Here is an 18,638-nt window from a genome sequence, read left to right as displayed (position 1 = left end):
AGCTATGTACTATTGGTGAATACCGATTTCTAATAGCTCAGTAAATGCATTAGTATGAATAGGTTTACTGTAATAGTAACCTTGAATAAACTGACATTTATTTTTTTGAAGGAAATTTACGTGTTCTTTCGTTTCTACGCCTTCAGCAATGACAGACATTCCTAATGTATTTGCTAATGTGATGATTGTTTTAATGATTTCCATTCCATCTTCACACGTTTCAGACATTGTAATAAATTCTCTTGGGATTTTTAACGTATCGATTGGATATAAAGGTAAGTAGGCTAGGGAAGAATAGCCTGTACCAAAGTCGTCGATTGAAATGTGAATCCCTAAACTTTTTAGTGTACGCAGTTTTATCAATGTTTCTCTCTCATCCATCATTGCAATTCGTTCTGTTAATTCTAGATCAAGGGAACTTGCTGGTAAGCCTGTAGTTGCTAAAGTAGAAGAAATAGATTTTACAAAGCCGTCTTGTTCAAATTCTTTAGCAGATAAATTTACCCCTATTTTTAAATGCGAATATCCGAGTGCGTGCCAACGTTTCATTTGCTCACAAGCCTGCTGTAATGTCCATTTTCCTATTGGAATAATTTGTAGTGTTTCTTCTGCAATCGGAATAAACTCGTATGGAGAAATAATACCTAATTCAGGATGATTCCACCTGATTAAAGCTTCTGCACCGATAATTTTATTAGATTCACTATCAACTTGAGGTTGATACAAAAGGAACAATTCTTCATTTTGTATTGCGTTTGGTAAATCTTTTTCTAATCGTAATCGTCTTTCGATTTTTTTAGCGATTACATCGTCATAAATAGAGACAGAGTTGAGCTCTTTTGCCTTTGCATCATACATTGCAACATTAGCGTTTTTCAGAAGTGTAGCGGTATCGATTCCGGAATGTGGATAAATGGAGATACCGATACTCAGTGATAAAGTTAATTTATGCTCATGTATGACAAACGGCTTTTCCGTGCTTTCAAATAATTGGTTACATAACTCGAATAAGGAATCTTCGTCAGTATAGTTTTCAATTAAGATTGTAAACTCATCACCACCGATTCTTGACAGATGAGTATGTGATGGAAGACATGATTGGAAACGTTTTGCTACTTCTTCTAATATGTAATCACCTGACGAATGTCCAAGTGTATCGTTAATTACTTTAAAGCGATCTAAATCTAAATATAATAATGCAAACTCACTTTGTGTTGTTTTAGCATTTTTTATAAATTTTCTTAGCTTTCTATGGAAAAAGGATCGATTCCCAATTTTCGTTACAGTATCGTGGAATGCTAAATATTTTATTTCTTCTTGTTGTTTTTTTAGTGCGGTAATATCCTTTACCATAATATAGCTTCCTGAAATTTGTCCATCTATCATAATAGGAACGATGGTAACGTATAAAAAATAAGTAAAGCCATCTTTATATTGAGAACTAAGTTGTAAGGATGCTGATTCTTGTTGTTTAACTTTTTCTAATGCAGATATCAGTTTATGTTTATCTGCATCTAAAATAATAGAAAAACATGTCTCACCAAGTAACTCGTTCGTTGGTGCTCCAAGTAGTATACTTCCTGCTTTATTTACATTTAAGAATATTCCATTTAAATCAATCGTAAAAATGGGATCAGGATGATATTCATATAATGATTTGAATTTTTGTTGTTTCTGAGATAGGGCCTCTGATTTATGGACTAAATCAGAGGTTCTTAAAGTAACTTTTTCTTCTAGTTGAGCATTAAATACTTGTAAACGTTTTGTTAGGGTGTCGTTTTGCATACGCACAATAGAATGGCGAATAAGTACGAAAACAAAAGCGATACAATTTCCTGTAATGAGAGTTGAAGATGATGTTTGTTCTTTTAACGTAAACCCGATTAGTATTGCAACAGCAAGATAGGGAAATACGACTAAAACTTTCTTTCCTAGTATAGGGTTTACAATGAAATAATTTTTATGGCTATTATCATCTTCTGAAATAGACCCAGCTATTGCGATAAGCAATATAGGTATTCTATATAAAAGACGTAAAAATGTTATAGTGTCAGTTGATAAATGGGTATTTAAGTAAAAATAAATATAGTTAAAAGTTGCAGAACTAATTAATACAAAAATAAAGATATAAATTTTCCGCTTGGACTTAAAAATTGTTGGGCGGAAAAAGAGACTAACACCTAGTAGAAGAAATAATAGATCTGCAATTGGATATAGAAATGAAAGGAAAATATCTGCGAGTGAAAGTGAGAATATATTTAAATTTGGCTGATTAAATAAATACCATTCTAATGTGAATATGGAAGTAAGTACTATACATATATCACAAATAAAGAAAGCTTTTTCCCATTTATTGCATTCTTTTAAGACCTTATAGCAAAAAGCGATAAGGCAGAAGAATAGAAAAAACATGTAAAATACATCAGAAATAGTAAAATGATGTATTGGAAGTTCGAAAAAGGTATCTTGATACGTATATACTACTTTTCCTAATAAAAAACTACCAATTGCAATTGTAATACATATCCAAAAAGGATTTGAACTAACTTTTTTAGAGTATATAGAGTAAATTAGCGATATAAATGTAATGACTTCAACGATGAGTGAAGCGAAGCGTACATTGAAATTTGAAAAATTAGTAGGGAATAGAAAGAAAAACATAAAATAGATTGAATAGCATATTAATGTTGTGATTAATATACATAGCTGTAAATTTTTATTTAATTTCAAAAAAATCACCTTCTTTAAGTATGTACTATATTCGTAATATCTATACATAATAATATTACTTAAGGATTGTATCAGATTTCCTTATAAAAAGCATGCTTATAAGGAAAAAATGAAGAATGTAATACTTCTTAAAATTGAAAAAGTATTGAGTTCAATGATTTTTCAATTTATAAGGAATGCAGATAGAATTTGTATATTTAGTCATCCTTTAGATTTTAAAGGTTTTTTAGTGATTTGCAAGCGGAGATGTAAAATTGCATATAAAGTGATGGGAACTTCTCTCTAGATGAGGGGAGTTTTTCGTTATTAAAGTGTATTAAGTAAGACCTTTGTATGTACCTATTCTCATACTAATGAGGGATTAAAGAAACGTGTTGATTATATACAATAATATGTAATACAGTAATTGATTTTTAATATGGAGGGAAAATCACGATGAAATGGGTGAAGTTTAGAATAGCACGTCCAACTGATAAATTTGAAGAGGTTATTGCATTCTATGAAGAGGGATTAGGTTTAAAACGTATAGGTGAGTTTTATGATCATGATGGTTATGATGGAGTCATGTTTGGTCTACCGGATGAAGAATATCATTTAGAATTTACAAGACATATAGATGGAAGCCCATGTCCAGCCCCAACAAAAGATAATTTACTTGTGTTTTATATAAGAGAATATAATGAAATAGAAAAAGTGAGTAAAAGGCTGCATGCAATGGGATACGATGAAGTAGAACCAGAAAATCCATATTGGAAAGAAAAGGGGATTACTATAGAGGACCCAGATGGTTGGAGAATTGTATTGATGCAAATAGAAGAATGAGGCTAGAGAAATTTCGAATTTTGATAGAGTTAGTGGATTATTGTTAGTATGTCCTGTTGTTGTAGCGCAACGAGAAAAAAGGCTTCTCCCAGATAAACAGGTAATTGTAAGAGAGGAAGAATTTTTAAATACGCTTACTTCAACCGAAAGGGAAGAATTTTGTGAGTTAGCAGTGGTTGCGAATGAGTATACATATAAGCGTTTCAAAGAAGAAATTAAGCCAGGGCTAGATATTGCTAATGATGGGTTTATTGAAAGATTACAAAAGAATTACTCTCTTACTTTGGACTTCCAGCATAAAAAATATGAGAAACCCGTTCTTTTATTAGCTGGAAGACAAGATACATCGGTAGGTTATCAAGATATTGTAGGAATCATTGAAGATTACCCAAGAGCGACATTAGCGGTATTAGATATGGCGGGACATAATTTACAAATCGAACAGCCTGAATTATTTGAGAGTTTAGTTTCGGAGTGGGTTAGACGAACTGCTCAGCAGAGTTCATAAAAAAGAATAAATTAATATTTTGATTGTATTCAAGTTTTGATACAGAAAAGATTAAAGTAAGTAATTAACTTATAAAAATTTTCAAGGAGGAATTATGAATACATATATCTATATGGTTAGGCATGGTGAATCACCAAAATTAGAAGGAGATGAAAGAACACGTGGATTAACTGAGAAGGGAATTTTAGATGCTCATAGAGTAACTGAGATATTAGAAACAGAGGGAATTGATACTTTCATTTCAAGTCCGTATAAGAGGGCTATGTTAACGATAGAAAGGTCAGCTAATTACCATGAAAAAGAAATAGTAGTATATGAAAATCTCAAAGAGTGTAGGTTTTTAAGTGAGGATAAGATTATATCAGATAAGGAAGTGTATCCACTCGTAAAGAAGATGTTCTCTAATCCAGATTTCACACTAACTGGAGGAGAATCGTATGTGGATTGTCAGAGAAGAGTAGTGAAAATATTAAAAGAAATATTAATGGATTTTCAAGGACATAAAATTGTAGTTGGTACACATGGGCTTGTAATGACACTAATGATGAACTATTTTGATAACCAATATGGGCTTGAATTTTTAATGAATACATCAAAACCAGACGTATATAAGCTAGAATTTAAAGACGAGCAATTAATAAATGTAGAGAGATTATGGAGAGAAGAATGAAATGGAGTATATGGAGTGTGTTTTAAAAGTTACTTTTGAAACACACTTTTTTTTGAAGAGAAAGCATCTTTATCAACTATTTTTAGAATGTTAAATCAATAAGTAATTATTCAGTTTTTGAATAGTTTATTGAGAAATTGGTTTAGGGAAACAACTTTAAATGTGACAAAACTCCAAACGCTGGATTTATATTCAATAGGAGAAAAAGATGTAGAATTTTGTCTTGTTGTACGTGTTTACTTTTCATTTCGTTACATATAGGCTTTGTGGTGTAGGGGGGAGAAATCGCCTTTACACTAAAATTATAAGGGGGTCATTGTGATGAAAAAAATGAAAAAATTTGCAGGAGTAGCTCTAGCGGGTTCAATTGGATTAAGTGGACTACTATTTTTAGAACCAAGTGTAAGTACTGCAGAAACACCACAAGCGAAAGAGGAGAAGTTCAATACTATTAATGTAGCGATGAATCAAAGTGAATCTTATTTATTGAGTGGTAGAAGTATTGATATTCTTTCAGGAGATAAAGAAGCGGTACAACTAAGTAATTATACAGTTCAGTTCAATAAACCAGGTAAGTATGTTATTAGAGTAAATGGTTGTATTTATAATGATGTATATACTTTTATTGTGAATGAGTAGTATATGCTTTTGATGTTTAATTAAATATATATTATCGGATGAAAAAAGAAACACCCTATTTGCGGTGGGAATCGTAAATAGGGTGAATTATTTGTAAGAAAGTTAATGAAAAGAGTAATTGGTATTAAGTTATGTTTTATATATTTTCATTAATTCGCTCTTTGTTTTTGTTATGTAAAATATGTAAGAGTGCTTGAAATACCTTAAATGAATGCTGGAATATTGGACTTTGAATAAAAGTGTATAGAAAAGTTACGATAAAAATAGGACCTCCTAGCATGTATCCAATGACTAGTACAAAGCATTCTACAATGATTCGAGCACGACTAATAGATAACCCAGTTTTGTCAGAAATAGTAAGCATGAATCCATCGCGAGGTCCAGCGCCAATCCCAGCCGCAACGTACATACCGCCCCCAATTCCTGTAATTGCAATACCAGAAAATAAAATGAGTAAGTTTATCCATAAATAATCACTAGCGTTTGGAAGGATGTTTGATCGTAAGAAAAAGTCCATAATAGGACCGATAAGTAGTGCATTTAAAAATGTACCTACGTTTATATATTTTGGATCTACTAATAAAGAGATAAGAACGAGGCATAACCCACATATGACACTCCAAGTACCAAGTGTCCATCCGAATCGTTCATAGAGAGCCATATTTAATACTTCCCAAGGGTGTAAACCGAGGAATTTAACTTTGACTGCGAGAGCATTTCCAAGTCCAAAAAAAATTAATCCTAGGAAAAAAAGAAAATAGCGAAAGAGAGTTAGCCTCATCTTTAAAACCTCCCAATATATAATGATGTATATTACATGTTTGAATTTAAATGTACAAATGTTATGTCTTTTTATGATTTATTAAAAATGTAAATGGATATATATTTTCACAGTCAAAAAAGTTAAAATATTTCGTTATAAGGATTATAATAGAGAAAGAAATATAAAAGGAGTGAACGAATTTGAAACAAGAACTTATTGAAAGATTTACGAGATATGTGAAGATTGATACACAATCAAATGAAGAAAGTCATACAGTACCAACAACACCAGGACAAATTGAGTTTGGTAAGTTATTAGTGGAAGAGTTAAAAGAGATTGGATTATCAGAAGTGACGATGGATGATAATGGTTACGTAATGGCAACACTGCCTGCTAATACAGATAAGGATGTTCCTGTAATCGGCTTTTTAGCTCATTTAGACACAGCAACAGATTTCACGGGGAAAAACGTAAAACCACAAATTTATGAAAATTTTGATGGAAAAGCAATTACGTTAAATGAAGAGTTAAATGTTGTGTTAACACCTGAACAGTTCCCAGAATTGCCATCATATAAAGGCCATACAATCATTACAACTGATGGTACAACACTTCTAGGAGCTGATGATAAAGCTGGTCTAACAGAAATCATGGTAGCAATGAACTATTTAATACATAATCCGCAAATTAAACATGGGAAAATAAGAGTAGCATTCACACCAGATGAAGAGATTGGCCGTGGACCATCGCATTTTGATGTAGAAGAGTTTGGTGCATCCTTTGCCTATACGATGGACGGAGGTCCATTAGGTGGTTTAGAATATGAAAGTTTTAACGCTGCAAGCGCTAAGTTAACCTTTAAAGGGACAAATACACATCCTGGAACAGCGAAAAACAAAATGCGCAACGCAAGTAAACTTGCTATGGAATTTGATAGATACTTGCCAGTAGAAGAGGCACCAGAATATACAGAGGGATATGAAGGGTTTTATCATTTACTTTCTTTAAATGGTGATGTTGAGCAAAGTAAAGCTTACTATATTATTCGAGATTTTGAACGTAATCATTTTGAAGCGCGTAAAAATACCATTAAAGATATTGTGAAAAACATGCAAGAGAAGTACGGCGAAGAGGCAATCGTTTTAGAGATGAATGATCAATATTATAATATGCTTGAAAAAATTGAACCGGTGAGAGAAATTGTTGATATTGCTTATGAGGCAATGAAAAGTTTAAATATTGAACCAAATATTCATCCGATTCGCGGCGGGACAGATGGATCTCAATTATCATATATGGGATTACCAACACCAAACATTTTTACTGGCGGTGAAAACTACCATGGTAAATTTGAATATGTTTCGGTAGATACTATGGAAAAAGCTGTTCAAGTTATTGTAGAAATCGCAAGACGCTTTGAAGAACAAGCTTAAAAAGAGAACCAAGTAGTAATGAAGTGCTACTTGGTTCTTTTCTATAGTAAAACATACAAAGTGAAACTTGTTACAAGACGTTTGTAAAAGGGGGAAATGTTATGAGTGAAAATCAGTATCATGGTTATATAGGGACATATACAAAAGCAGAGAGTAAGGGGATTTATAAATTTATACTTGATACGAACATCGGAGAACTTAAAGGGATTGAATTAGCAGCTCATATAGGAAGTCCGACATATGTAACGATTAGTCATAACAACGAGTACCTTTATTCTGTTGCGAAAGATAATGGGTTAGGTGGAATTGCTAGTTTTTCCATTCATAATAAATCCGGTAATCTAAATTCGATTAACATGCAAGTTTTAGAAGGGGTATCGCCGTGCTATGTAAGTGTGAATCGGGAGAATAGTATAGTAGTAGCAGCGAATTATCATAAAGGAACAGTTGAATCTTATATAGTGAAAAAGGGTAGTGGAAGTATAAATACTGCTACGACAATTGTAGAACATAAAGGTTCAGGACTGAATAAGGAAAGACAAGAAAAGGCGCATGCTCATTATGCGAATTTTACTCCTGATGAAAAATATGTAGTAGCAGTTGATTTAGGAATAGACAAGGTGATTACATATAAAGAAAGTGACGGAGGATTAATGGAAGCTGCTTGTTTATCTGTTAAACCTGGTAGCGGTCCGAGACATCTTGTATTCCATCCCAATAAACATCTTGCATACGTTATGACGGAACTAAGTTCAGAGATTATTGTACTGCAATATGATGCACATAGTGGTAGTTTTAAAGAAAAACAATATATCTCTACATTACCTGAAGATTATAGTGAAGAAAGTTATGGAAGTGCAATTTATATCTCTTCAGATGGCAAATTTGTTTACGCAGCAAATAGAGGGCATAATAGTATCGCAGTTTTCCGAGTAAATGAGCATAATGGAGAGCTAACTTTTATTGAAACAGTATCGACAGAAGGAGATTGGCCACGGGACTTTTCTTTAGATCCGACAGAAAGATTTTTAATTGCTGCGAATGAAAAATCTAATACATTGACTTTATTCTCTAGAAATGAATTAACGGGGAAATTAGTGCTCTTACAGGATGGAATAAGTGCGCCAGAACCGGTATGTGTGAAGTTTTTGCATGTGAAAAAGTAGATAGGAGAACATTTATGAATTTCAAAGATTATAAGGTCTGTCATATATATGGACAACAAATGTGGCATGATCAAGCTATTATTATTGGAAATAAAGAAGGGTTAGAGCAATTAAGGGATATGATTGATTTGGCAATAAATGAAAATCAAAGTGAAGAAGTTTTCTTTCCAGTTGATTTCGAAGGATATACTTTAAAAGTCATGTGTGTAGAAGACGATGAGAAGTTAGAACACTTATCTTTACCATATCATGATGAAAACTATTATACAAAAAGCGATGATGAAATATCACCTGAAAATATATTAAAAAAAAGCACTTAAAAATGCTTTTTTTTAATATAGCACCCGCCACAAATAAAAAGTCGCGTAAGACTCCCAATTTGTCCAATTTGATGCAAATTCTTTTATTTCATTTTTAGTCGGTTTCTTTTCGGAACCTGTTATAAATTTAATTGCATTATGCAAACCAACATCATCAATTGGAAAAGCTGAAGGGAATCGTAAACAACGCATCAAAACATAGTGAGCTGTCCATGGCCCTATACCGCGAATGCTAGTTAATTGTTTTTCAGCTTGCTTCACATCTTGTATTTGTAATAGAGATTCTTTTGATAATTTACCTTCTGTAATGAGCTGCGCGACGTCAATTAAGTATTCGCACTTTCTTGTAGTCATTTTTAATGTTGCGAGATCTTCTACATCTAAATTTGCTATTACTTCAGGTGATGGGAATATCCAATGTTTTCTACCGTTCCAATCTACATAATCACCAAAATTTTCGACTAATCTTCTTTTTAGAGTATAGGCATATGTGAGGTTGATTTGTTGACCTAGAATCCCCCAGCATAGTGCTTCAAATAAATCCGGAATTCCCAAAGTACGAAGACCGTAAAATTCTTTAATGGGTTTTTGAAGGAGTGGGTCGTGTTTAGCTAATTTATAGAAGGGAGCTAAATCAGTAGTTAAATCAAACCACTCTTTTACATAGTTAGATACGGCATCGTGTGCCCATTTTTCAGAGACATATGATTCTCCTAAAAAACGTATTTGAATATTACTATCGGCATTCAAACCAATTTCAATTAATGGATTTATGTTTTGAACAGGAATGACTTTATAGATTTTATTGTTTTCAATATGAAACATACATTCATTTTTAGAACGCGATAGATAGCGTAAGTTTTCTTGAAAACTAAATTCTTTTGGAACGACTAAAGACAATATTTCATTACAATCCTCTGTCATATTTACTCCTCCCGAAGCGCTTCTAATTTGAGCAATTCTTTTTTCATTTCTAAACCACCTCTAAAACCGGTAAGTTTACCATTTTTCCCAATAACGCGGTGACAAGGAATAGTGATAAGCAGAGGATTTGCCCCAACGGCAGTCCCAACTGCACGTACAGCGTTAGGTTTTTGAATTCTTTCCGCAATCTCTGAATAAGAATGTGTCTCCCCATAAGGAATTTCACGTATCGTATTCCAAACAGCTAATTGAAATGCAGTTCCGTAAACATCGATAGGAATTGTAAAGGTTTCTAGTTTGGTTTCCAAATACTCGATAAGTTCTTTTGTGTATGTTTGCAGATAATCTGGATTTTGGATGAATGTATGTTGTGGCAGTTTTTTGCTAGCCCACGTATTTAGTTCTTCAAAAGTTTCATTTTGCGATCCGATGAAGCATAATCCATTTGAAGTAGCTGCAATATGCATACGCCAATGTTTATGAATAAGCAATGTCCAATATATAGTTTTATTTTCATATGGTTTCATTATTTCATACCTCTTTTATTCCGTTCTTTTTTCGATATTCAGTAGGGGTAAATCCTGTCTTCTTTTTAAATAAAGTCGCGAAATACTCCGGATTTTCTATCCCGACATCAGTACTAATTTCCATAATGGATTGATTTGTATGTGAAAGGTATTCTGTCGCTTTTTTAATTCTGAATTGCTGTATATATTCTATTGGACTAATCCCTACAATTTTCTTGAAAGTGCGTTGTAGATGATAAGGGCTACCATGGCATATTTCTGCGAGTAAGTCGAGGGTTAACACGTCACAATAATGTTTTTGGATATATTCTTTAATTTGCTCTACCCATTCTTCATTAGGTAAAGTTAGCCCGTTTGGTTTACAACGTTTACACGGACGAAAATTTTCATGTAATGCTTGCTCTGCCTTAAGAAAAATACGTACATTGTTTTTATTCGGTATTCTCGATTTACATGATGGTCGGCAAAAAATACCGGTTGATTTTACAGCGTAAAAGAATTTGTCATCATATGTGGAGTCATTATGAATAATTGCTTGCCAATACTCATTTGTTACTGTGAACTCTTCATTATGCACAGAACATCACCTCTGGCATTAGTATAACCTGAATAAAGTACGTATGTACGCATTTATGAATGTAAGAGCAAGATTACAAAGATGAAACTATGATAGGGTATCTATTTTGTGTTAGCATGAAAATTGAAAATGCACATCAAGAGGAGGAACATAGATGAAGTTGATTTCATGGAATGTAAATGGTTTGCGAGCAGTTATTGCAAAAGGTGGATTTTTAGAATATCTTGAGGAATCAAAAGCTGATATATTTTGTTTACAAGAGATTAAATTACAAGATGGGCAAATTGATTTAAATCCAGAGGGATACTATACATACTGGAATTATGCTGTGAAAAAAGGCTACTCAGGAACGGCTATTTTCACGAAAAAAGAACCGCTTTCTGTTACATACGGTTTAGGGATTGAAGAGCATGATCAAGAAGGACGAGTTATTACGTTAGAATTCGAAGATTTTTATATGATAACGTTATATACACCAAACTCCAAACGTGGATTAGAACGCTTAGATTACAGAATGAAATGGGAAGATGATTTCAGGGCCTATATTAAACGATTAAATGAAAAGAAATCAGTTGTTTTTTGCGGAGATTTAAACGTCGCACATAAAGAAATAGATTTAAAAAATCCAAAAAGTAACCGTAAAAACCCTGGATTCTCTGATGAGGAGAGGGAGAAGTTTACACGTACTTTAGAAGAAGGATTTGTTGATACGTATCGCTACCTTTATCCTGATCAGGAAGGAGCATATTCGTGGTGGTCGTATCGTATGGGAGCGAGAGCAAAAAATATTGGATGGCGTTTAGATTATTTTGTTGTCTCGGAAAGAATGAAAGACAAAATAACAGAGGCGAAAATTAACAGTGAAATAATGGGATCAGACCATTGTCCAGTTGAATTACATATAGATTTCTAAAAAAAGAAGTATCTTCCTGAAAAAAGGAGATACTTCTTTTTTGTTCAGTTTGTTAAAATTTTTCAAATCATTCTTGAAATAATCTGATATTAAATATATACTTAATAACGATAATCATTATCACTGTTAGTGATTATCGTGGGATGAGGGTTGTAAAGAATTTAATACTAGGGGAAGTGAACGAGAATGGCTCTCCATTTTACGTAGATTTATTAATGATGTGAAATATAGATGAGGATTATGTTTCATATAATTAAGTTTCATTGTTGAAATAATATATTTGAAGATTTCGAGAGGAGATATATAAAGATGAACAAGAAGTTATTTACATTAGGGATGGTTACAGTTTTAAGTGTTGGTTTAGCAGCATGTAATAGTGCAGACAAAACTTCTGGGGAACAAAAACAACAGACAAAGGCTACGGAAACGAAAAAAGACGAAAAGCGAAAGATTACATATTTAGGTAAAGAATATACAGTACCAGCAAAAGTAGATAAAATTGCGACAGCTAGTTTAGAGTCAATGGAAGATGCGGCAGTACTTGGAATTAAACCGGTAGGTGCAATTACGGTTGGTGGGAAATTACCAGGGAACGTTGCAAAAGATTTAGAAGGTGCGAAATCTGTCGGTGAGAAAATGGAACCCAACTTTGAAACATTACTTCAATTAAAACCTGATGTTATTACATCAAGTACGAAATTCCCAGCAGAAGCGGCTGAGAAATTTACGAAGGTAGCTCCAACAATCCCAATATCACATGTTTCTACAGATTGGGAAGAAAACTTAAAATTAATGGGAGAACTATCTGGTAAAAAAGACAAAGCAGAAAAAATTATTAAGGATTATAAAGCAGACGCTGAAAAAGCGAAAGCAAAAATTGGAGATAAGTTAAAAGATAAAAAGGTACTTGTAATAAGATTAAGAGCGAATACATTATTCGTTTATCCAGAAGGAGTATACTTCAACCCTGTAATTTATAAAGACCTTGGATTAACTGCTCCAGAACAACTTAAAAATGTAAAAGCGCAAGAGAAACTCTCTTTAGAACAACTGGCTCAAATAAATCCAGATTACGTATTTTTACAATATGAAGCAAGTGAAAATAATAAACCAAAAGTACTAGAAGAAATAGAAAGTAATCCAATTTGGCAAAGTGTAAATGCTGTAAAAGAGAAGAAAGTATTTGTAAATACTGTAGATCCTATTGCACAAGGTGGTACTGCTTGGAGTAAAACAGTATTTTTAAAAGAAGCAGTGAAAAATTTGACTAAATAATAAAATTAGTAAGGTGCGTTGAATGATATGCGGAAAATAAATTCACTTCCAATGATAATTTTATGCTTAGCACCCATATGTATTTTACTTACTGTTATTTTATCTATCTTATATGGGACAAAAAATATCGATTTTGAAACGACGTGGAATGCATTGTTTCATTTTGATTCGAGTAATGTAAATCATAATATTATTGTTACATCTCGTTTACCAAGGGTAATTGGAGCTCTTTTAGTTGGAGCTTTTCTAGCCATATCAGGAGCACTTATGCAGGGGATGACAAGGAATTATCTTGCATCCCCTTCTATTATGGGTGTGACGGATGGTTCTGCTTTTGTTATTACAATGTGTATGGTATTCCTTCCGGGAATGTCTTCAGTCAACATGATTTTATGTTCTATGCTGGGTTCAGCATTAGGCGCGGGGATTGTTTTTGGATTTGGTTCACTGCTTAGAAACGGATTGTCACCTGTAAGATTAGCAATTATAGGAACCGTGATAGGGACATTTTTAAGTAGTCTTTCTGCCGCAATTGCTTCTTATTTTCAAGTCTCTCAAAATATTAGTTTTTGGTACAATGCGAAATTAGATCAAGTAGATCCCAATATACTTAAATTAGCAATTCCTTTTGGTATAGTTGGTATTATTTTAGCACTTCTTATTTCAAAATCTATTACAATCCTTTCATTGGGAGAAGAAGTGTCTATTAATTTAGGACAGCGTACGAAAATTATAAAAATGACTGCAATTTTATCTGTTGTATTTCTGACTGGCACAGCAGTTGCTTTAGTAGGGAAAATAGGTTTTGTAGGACTAATTATTCCTCATATTACCCGCTTTTTAATCGGTGTAGATTATAAATGGATTGTGCCTTGTGCTGGAGTAATTGGTGGTGTGTTTCTTGCTTTATGTGATGTGTTAAGCAGATTTGTAAACTATCCATTTGAAACACCAATAGGCGTTGTTACGTCTCTAATTGGAATTCCTTTCTTCCTTTATTTAATTCGTACAAGAGGGGGAGAGAGACATGCTTAAAGGCTCAAGTCAGCGTTTTGTAATGACTATGGGTACTATTATACTTTTAATTTTATGTACCATTTATATTAGCTTAACGAATGGTACATTTGATATTACAATTATGGACGTCTTTCGAACAATTTTTCGGATTGATCCAGTCCCGGAACATGATTTAGTTATATTTGATTTTAGACTGCCGCGAATCATAATTGCTGGCCTAGTAGGATTAGGTCTAGGGATAGCTGGCGCTGTTATTCAAGGGATTACGAGAAATGGTTTAGCAGATCCGGGTATTTTAGGAGTAAATGCTGGTGCAGGAACTGCAATCGTAATTTTTATGTTCTTTTTCCAAGGACAAATAAAGAGTACGGATTGGATTTCTATAATGATGATGCCGATGTTTGGCTTAGTTGGAGGGTTAGGCGCGGCTATATTAATTTATATATTTTCTTGGCGAAATGGAAAGTTAGATTCACAGCGTCTGTTACTAACAGGGATCGCAATAGGGTCAGGTTTCGGAGCGTTTTCTATGTATTTATCATTGAAAATGAAAGCAACTGACTTTGAAATGGCAGCTGTCTGGGTTTCAGGTAGCATATATAATGCAAACTGGAAATACATTATTGCAATGTTGCCGTGGCTTATTATATTAATTCCAATTATAAAAAAGAAAGCTTATTTGCTAGATTTATTTCAATTGGAAGAAACGAGTATTACAAGTCTAGGTGTTTCAGTAGAAAGAGAGAAGTCTATTCTATTATTAAGCAGTATTGGACTTGTAAGTGCATGTGTTGCTGTTTCAGGAAGTATTGGATTTATTGGTCTAATGGCGCCACATATAGCCAAAAGACTTGTTGGCATTCAACATAAATATGTAATTCCTACATGCGGAGTAATTGGGATGCTACTTGTAATTGCTTCAGATTTTATCGCAAAAACAATTTTTATGCCTGCAGAATTGCCTGTAGGGATTGTTATTGCTATTGTCGGTGTACCGTATTTCTTATATTTACTTTATAAGGCGAAAGCGTAAGAGGAGGAAATACAAGTGAATATTTTAAGTGCAAAAAACTTGGAAGCAAATTATGAAAAACTTACAGTGTTTCGCGATTTAAATGTGGAAATACAAAAGGGAAAAGTAACGACAATTATAGGTCCAAATGGATGCGGAAAATCGACATTATTAAAAACGATGGGAAGAATTTTAAAACAAAAAAGCGGTAAAGTATATTTACAAGGACAAGATTTAAATACGATTTCAACGAAAGAAATCGCGAAACAGTTAGCTTTGCTTCCGCAAAATCCGATTGCCCCGGGAGAGATTAAGGTAGAAGAGTTGGTTTCTTATGGGCGTTATCCACATCGTAATAACGTGAATAAGTTAACTTCAAAAGATAAAGAAATGATTGATTGGGCATTAGATATTACCAAAACATCAGCGTTTCGAACGAGACAAATTGCGAATTTATCAGGTGGACAAAGACAAAAAGTATGGCTAGCAATGGCCTTAGCGCAAGAGACGGAAGTTTTATTATTAGATGAGCCAACGACATACCTTGATATGTCACACCAATTAGATGTACTGCAAATCGTTGAGAAACTGAATAAAGAACATAATTGTACGGTCGTAATGGTATTACATGATATTAACCACGCAGCTAGATTTTCAGATAAAATTATCGCAATGAAAGAAGGAAACATTATTACAACTGGTAGTCCTATAGAAATTATTACAAACGAGGTGCTAAAAGAGGTATTTCATATCGATGCGCGTGTCATGATAGATCCATATAACGGAGCTCCCGTTTGCTTCGGTTATGATAGTGTATTTCAAGAGGAAAAAGTAGAGATGTATGTAACGAGTTAAGGGGGGATGTGCATAATGAATACTGCTATTGAAAAACAACAAATTATTGTATCTAATACCGAACAGTGGAAAATGTATTCGACATTAGAGAATCGTGAGTATCAAATTCATATTTCAAAACCGAAGCAGCCAGCACCGGATTCTGGTTATCCTATTATATATGTATTAGATGGGAACGCCTTTTTCCAAACGTTCCATGAAGCTATTAAAATACAATCGGTAAGAGCAGAAAAAACAGGTGTGTCACCAGCAATTATAGTAGGTATTGGTTATCCAATTGAAGGCGCATTTTCAGGAGAAGAAAGATGTTATGATCTTACACCTGTCGTAATTTCAAAAGATGCCCCGTTAAAACCGGACGGTAAACCGTGGCCTAAAACAGGGGGAGCACATAACTTCTTTACTTTTATTGAAGAAGAATTGAAACCACAAATTGAAAAGGAATTTGAGATTGATAAAGGAAAGCAAACGTTATTTGGACATTCTTTAGGTGGTCTATTTGCTTTACATATACTATTCGCAAGCGTAAATGCCTTTCAAAATTATTTTATAAGTAGTCCATCTATTTGGTGGAATAACCAATCCGTGCTTGAAAAAGAAAAGAATCTTATAAATGAATTAAACAATGCTAAGGTTGAAACGGGAGTATTCCTTACAGTTGGGTCATTGGAACGAGAGCATATGGTTGTAGGTGCAAACGAATTATCAGAGCGCCTTCTCCAAGTAAAACACGATCAGTTTAGATTTATGTTTTATGAAGCTGAAGGGGAGAATCATGCATCTGTTGTGCCGACATCTTTAAGTAAAGGGTTAAGATTTATTAGTCAGTTGTAGAATAATCGATAATAGCACAAAAAGAATCCCATAGTATGTGGGATTCTTTTTGTTGTATAAACATATTTAAGGTATAAACGATAAACATTCAAATAAACATTTGAATGTTTATCGTTTATAAGGTATACTACATACATAATCAAATATGTATTTGAATAAGAGGTGTTACATATGAAGGAAGAACATTGTGAACTTTGTTATCATGATGAGCAAAAAGTAAAACATGCAAGTGATATGTTAGAGAAAGAAAATATAAGTAGTGTAGCGAAAATGTTTAAGGCACTTGCAGATGAAACACGTTTGAAAATTGCTTATGCGTTGTATACGGAAAAAGAGCTTTGCGTACGTGATGTCGCAAGTATTATTCATAGTAGTATTGCAACAGCTTCACATCACTTAAGGCTATTACAAACGATAGGATTAGCGAAAAAGCGTAAAGAGGGGAAACTTGTTTTTTATTCATTAGATGATTCTCACGTAAATGGATTAATTGAATTAGCGTTTAGTCATAGTAGTGAACTGAATAAGAAAGAACTTGATATGTAATCATGCATTTTCATAAAGATACTTCTTTATGAAAATGCAACTTTAAAAGGAGAGGAGATAATAAGTATGGTAAAGCTAGTTTTAATACGGCACGGACAAAGTGAATGGAATGTTGAAAATCGGTTTACAGGTTGGACGGATGTTGATTTATCCAATAAAGGTTTGGAAGAAGCAAGAGAAGCCGGAGTAATGCTGAAAGCTAATGGTTTCTCATTTGATATAGCATATACATCTGTTTTGAGAAGAGCGATGCGTACTTTATGGATTACTCTCGAAGAAATGGATTTGATGTGGATACCTGTTCATAAAACATGGAAATTAAATGAGCGTCATTACGGTGCGCTTCAAGGATTAAACAAGGAAGAAACAGCGAGAAAATATGGTGATGAACAAGTAACTTTATGGAGACGTTCAACAAATGTACGCCCACCATCACTTACAAAAGATGACAAAAGATATGAAGCGGCACATCTGAAATATAGAGATTTAAAAGATCATGAGTTTCCTCTTACAGAAGATCTAGAAGATACAGAGAAACGAGTTGTTTCATATTGGGATGAAGAGATAGCTCCTAATGTAAAAGCTGGTAAACAAGTAATTATTGCAGCACATGGAAATACAATACGTGCTTTAGTAAAACATTTAGATCAAATTTCAGATGAAGATATAGAGAATGTAAACATTCCAACAGGAACACCATTGGTTTATGAATTGGATAACGATTTAAAACCGATAGACCATTATTATTTGAATAGGGAAATTTGTATAAAATAAACACTTTAATATACCCTACCGATGTATTGTATATTTATAATGGAGGTGATTTATATTGTTACATTATACGGTCGTAAATAAAAAGAATTGTGAGTCATGTGGATTATGTACTTCTATAGCACCTGATATATATCAATTAGATGGAAGAGGGAAATCATTTAGTGCATTAGATAATAATCAAGGAATAATGGGAATCCCAAAAACTTTCTTGAAAGCAATGTTGGCGGCAAGTGACGGCTGTCCAACAAGTTCGATTCAGGTAAGAAAAGAGCCATTTATAAATAAGTGAAAATTCAATAGAGGAATTATTAAAGACAAAACAAAATTAAAAGG

20 protein-coding genes and 1 pseudogene are annotated in these 18,638 nt (G+C 33.3%); 16 read left to right on the top strand and 5 right to left on the bottom strand.

Translation table 11 applies throughout. From position 1 onward, the window contains the following. Positions 1 to 9: 9 nt before the first annotated feature. Positions 10 to 2,730: a putative bifunctional diguanylate cyclase/phosphodiesterase gene (locus ABH955_RS24775; RefSeq protein ID WP_404491775.1), complete on the bottom strand. Its 2,721-nt coding sequence runs from the start codon at positions 2,728 to 2,730 to the stop codon at positions 10 to 12. Positions 2,731 to 3,165: 435 nt separating this feature from the next. Between ABH955_RS24775 and ABH955_RS24770 the strand changes: the two genes are divergently transcribed. From ABH955_RS24770 to ABH955_RS24755, 4 genes and pseudogenes are all read left to right on the top strand, one after another. Next, positions 3,166 to 3,552 (top strand): VOC family protein, encoded by a 387-nt coding sequence (locus tag ABH955_RS24770; protein ID WP_113936867.1) that lies wholly within the window; start codon positions 3,166 to 3,168, stop codon positions 3,550 to 3,552. A gap of 19 nt (positions 3,553 to 3,571) precedes the next feature. Then, positions 3,572 to 4,060 (top strand): annotated as a pseudogene (locus tag ABH955_RS24765) (alpha/beta hydrolase); the annotation flags it as partial. Between the two features lie 94 nt (positions 4,061 to 4,154). Then, positions 4,155 to 4,730, top strand: a complete 576-nt coding sequence (locus ABH955_RS24760) for a histidine phosphatase family protein (protein WP_404457371.1) — start codon at positions 4,155 to 4,157, stop codon at positions 4,728 to 4,730. Between the two features lie 321 nt (positions 4,731 to 5,051). Next, positions 5,052 to 5,369 (top strand): hypothetical protein, encoded by a 318-nt coding sequence (locus ABH955_RS24755; protein ID WP_404448040.1) that lies wholly within the window; start codon positions 5,052 to 5,054, stop codon positions 5,367 to 5,369. Positions 5,370 to 5,505: 136 nt separating this feature from the next. Here ABH955_RS24755 and ABH955_RS24750 read toward each other — a convergent pair whose 3' ends face one another. Next, on the bottom strand, positions 5,506 to 6,150 hold the full coding sequence (locus ABH955_RS24750; protein ID WP_404448043.1) for a YczE/YyaS/YitT family protein: 645 nt from the start codon (positions 6,148 to 6,150) through the stop codon (positions 5,506 to 5,508). Positions 6,151 to 6,332: 182 nt separating this feature from the next. On the opposite strand from ABH955_RS24750, the gene pepT reads away from it, so the two are divergent. From pepT to ABH955_RS24735, 3 genes are all read left to right on the top strand, one after another. Next, positions 6,333 to 7,565 (top strand): peptidase T, encoded by a 1,233-nt coding sequence (pepT, locus tag ABH955_RS24745; RefSeq protein WP_404457369.1) that lies wholly within the window; start codon positions 6,333 to 6,335, stop codon positions 7,563 to 7,565. Between the two features lie 101 nt (positions 7,566 to 7,666). After that, entirely contained in the window at positions 7,667 to 8,731 is a 1,065-nt protein-coding gene (locus tag ABH955_RS24740) for a lactonase family protein (RefSeq protein ID WP_404457368.1), read from the top strand. Positions 8,732 to 8,745: 14 nt separating this feature from the next. Beyond that, the gene (locus ABH955_RS24735) at positions 8,746 to 9,051 is read left to right on the top strand and encodes a hypothetical protein (protein ID WP_016362105.1); all 306 of its coding nucleotides are present in this window, start codon (positions 8,746 to 8,748) and stop codon (positions 9,049 to 9,051) included. A gap of 12 nt (positions 9,052 to 9,063) precedes the next feature. Here ABH955_RS24735 and ABH955_RS24730 read toward each other — a convergent pair whose 3' ends face one another. The 3 genes from ABH955_RS24730 to ABH955_RS24720 are packed head-to-tail and all read right to left on the bottom strand — an operon-like array spanning position 9,064 to position 11,079. Then, on the bottom strand, positions 9,064 to 9,975 hold the full coding sequence (locus ABH955_RS24730; RefSeq protein WP_002128661.1) for a DNA-3-methyladenine glycosylase 2: 912 nt from the start codon (positions 9,973 to 9,975) through the stop codon (positions 9,064 to 9,066). Between the two features lie 2 nt (positions 9,976 to 9,977). Beyond that, positions 9,978 to 10,502, bottom strand: a complete 525-nt coding sequence (locus ABH955_RS24725; RefSeq protein WP_002128659.1) for a methylated-DNA--[protein]-cysteine S-methyltransferase — start codon at positions 10,500 to 10,502, stop codon at positions 9,978 to 9,980. A 4-nt stretch (positions 10,503 to 10,506) separates the two neighbouring features. Next, complete coding sequence (locus ABH955_RS24720; RefSeq protein ID WP_002014656.1) at positions 10,507 to 11,079, bottom strand: bifunctional transcriptional activator/DNA repair enzyme AdaA; 573 nt, start codon at positions 11,077 to 11,079, stop codon at positions 10,507 to 10,509. A 154-nt stretch (positions 11,080 to 11,233) separates the two neighbouring features. Between ABH955_RS24720 and ABH955_RS24715 the strand changes: the two genes are divergently transcribed. The 9 genes from ABH955_RS24715 to ABH955_RS24675 all read left to right on the top strand — a co-directional run bounded on the left by ABH955_RS24715 (position 11,234) and on the right by ABH955_RS24675 (position 18,594). Further along, positions 11,234 to 11,992, top strand: a complete 759-nt coding sequence (locus ABH955_RS24715) for an exodeoxyribonuclease III (RefSeq protein ID WP_404491773.1) — start codon at positions 11,234 to 11,236, stop codon at positions 11,990 to 11,992. Positions 11,993 to 12,301: 309 nt separating this feature from the next. Then, positions 12,302 to 13,267: an iron-hydroxamate ABC transporter substrate-binding protein gene (locus ABH955_RS24710; protein ID WP_002087985.1), complete on the top strand. Its 966-nt coding sequence runs from the start codon at positions 12,302 to 12,304 to the stop codon at positions 13,265 to 13,267. A gap of 27 nt (positions 13,268 to 13,294) precedes the next feature. After that, a complete protein-coding gene (locus ABH955_RS24705) occupies positions 13,295 to 14,302 on the top strand; it encodes a FecCD family ABC transporter permease (RefSeq protein WP_002066739.1) in 1,008 nt (335 codons plus the stop codon). Further along, positions 14,295 to 15,317 (top strand): FecCD family ABC transporter permease, encoded by a 1,023-nt coding sequence (locus ABH955_RS24700; RefSeq protein ID WP_002087982.1) that lies wholly within the window; start codon positions 14,295 to 14,297, stop codon positions 15,315 to 15,317. Before ABH955_RS24705 ends, ABH955_RS24700 begins: the two co-directional genes overlap by 8 nt. Before the next feature lie 15 nt (positions 15,318 to 15,332). Further along, positions 15,333 to 16,151: an ABC transporter ATP-binding protein gene (locus ABH955_RS24695; RefSeq protein ID WP_219303370.1), complete on the top strand. Its 819-nt coding sequence runs from the start codon at positions 15,333 to 15,335 to the stop codon at positions 16,149 to 16,151. A gap of 15 nt (positions 16,152 to 16,166) precedes the next feature. Then, complete coding sequence (locus tag ABH955_RS24690; RefSeq protein ID WP_404448059.1) at positions 16,167 to 16,985, top strand: alpha/beta hydrolase; 819 nt, start codon at positions 16,167 to 16,169, stop codon at positions 16,983 to 16,985. 171 nt (positions 16,986 to 17,156) lie between these two features. Then, positions 17,157 to 17,531: an ArsR/SmtB family transcription factor gene (locus ABH955_RS24685; protein WP_404448062.1), complete on the top strand. Its 375-nt coding sequence runs from the start codon at positions 17,157 to 17,159 to the stop codon at positions 17,529 to 17,531. A 66-nt stretch (positions 17,532 to 17,597) separates the two neighbouring features. Then, positions 17,598 to 18,305, top strand: a complete 708-nt coding sequence (gpmA, locus tag ABH955_RS24680) for a 2,3-diphosphoglycerate-dependent phosphoglycerate mutase (protein ID WP_404491771.1) — start codon at positions 17,598 to 17,600, stop codon at positions 18,303 to 18,305. Positions 18,306 to 18,360: 55 nt separating this feature from the next. Then, positions 18,361 to 18,594: a ferredoxin gene (locus ABH955_RS24675; protein WP_219375941.1), complete on the top strand. Its 234-nt coding sequence runs from the start codon at positions 18,361 to 18,363 to the stop codon at positions 18,592 to 18,594. The last annotated feature ends 44 nt before the right edge of the window (positions 18,595 to 18,638 follow it).

This window comes from Bacillus sp. RC240 (assembly GCF_044907945.1).
GTDB classification, from domain to species: Bacteria; Bacillota; Bacilli; order Bacillales; family Bacillaceae_G; genus Bacillus_A; species Bacillus_A mycoides.
This window is presented reverse-complemented; position numbering and strand designations above follow the sequence as displayed.

What these genes read in the sequence shown, in the direction of transcription:
- ABH955_RS24770 (WP_113936867.1), top strand. Translation starts at nt 3,166, where the DNA reads ATGAAATGGGTGAAGTTTAGAATAGCACGTCCAACTGATAAATTTGAA.
- ABH955_RS24760 (WP_404457371.1), top strand. Translation starts at nt 4,155, where the DNA reads ATGAATACATATATCTATATGGTTAGGCATGGTGAATCACCAAAATTA.
- ABH955_RS24755 (WP_404448040.1), top strand. Translation starts at nt 5,052, where the DNA reads ATGAAAAAAATGAAAAAATTTGCAGGAGTAGCTCTAGCGGGTTCAATT.
- ABH955_RS24750 (WP_404448043.1), bottom strand. Translation starts at nt 6,150, where the DNA reads ATGAGGCTAACTCTCTTTCGCTATTTTCTTTTTTTCCTAGGATTAATT.
- ABH955_RS24740 (WP_404457368.1), top strand. Translation starts at nt 7,667, where the DNA reads ATGAGTGAAAATCAGTATCATGGTTATATAGGGACATATACAAAAGCA.
- ABH955_RS24735 (WP_016362105.1), top strand. Translation starts at nt 8,746, where the DNA reads ATGAATTTCAAAGATTATAAGGTCTGTCATATATATGGACAACAAATG.
- ABH955_RS24730 (WP_002128661.1), bottom strand. Translation starts at nt 9,975, where the DNA reads ATGACAGAGGATTGTAATGAAATATTGTCTTTAGTCGTTCCAAAAGAA.
- ABH955_RS24725 (WP_002128659.1), bottom strand. Translation starts at nt 10,502, where the DNA reads ATGAAACCATATGAAAATAAAACTATATATTGGACATTGCTTATTCAT.
- ABH955_RS24715 (WP_404491773.1), top strand. Translation starts at nt 11,234, where the DNA reads ATGAAGTTGATTTCATGGAATGTAAATGGTTTGCGAGCAGTTATTGCA.
- ABH955_RS24710 (WP_002087985.1), top strand. Translation starts at nt 12,302, where the DNA reads ATGAACAAGAAGTTATTTACATTAGGGATGGTTACAGTTTTAAGTGTT.
- ABH955_RS24705 (WP_002066739.1), top strand. Translation starts at nt 13,295, where the DNA reads ATGCGGAAAATAAATTCACTTCCAATGATAATTTTATGCTTAGCACCC.
- ABH955_RS24700 (WP_002087982.1), top strand. Translation starts at nt 14,295, where the DNA reads ATGCTTAAAGGCTCAAGTCAGCGTTTTGTAATGACTATGGGTACTATT.
- ABH955_RS24690 (WP_404448059.1), top strand. Translation starts at nt 16,167, where the DNA reads ATGAATACTGCTATTGAAAAACAACAAATTATTGTATCTAATACCGAA.
- ABH955_RS24685 (WP_404448062.1), top strand. Translation starts at nt 17,157, where the DNA reads ATGAAGGAAGAACATTGTGAACTTTGTTATCATGATGAGCAAAAAGTA.
- gpmA (WP_404491771.1), top strand. Translation starts at nt 17,598, where the DNA reads ATGGTAAAGCTAGTTTTAATACGGCACGGACAAAGTGAATGGAATGTT.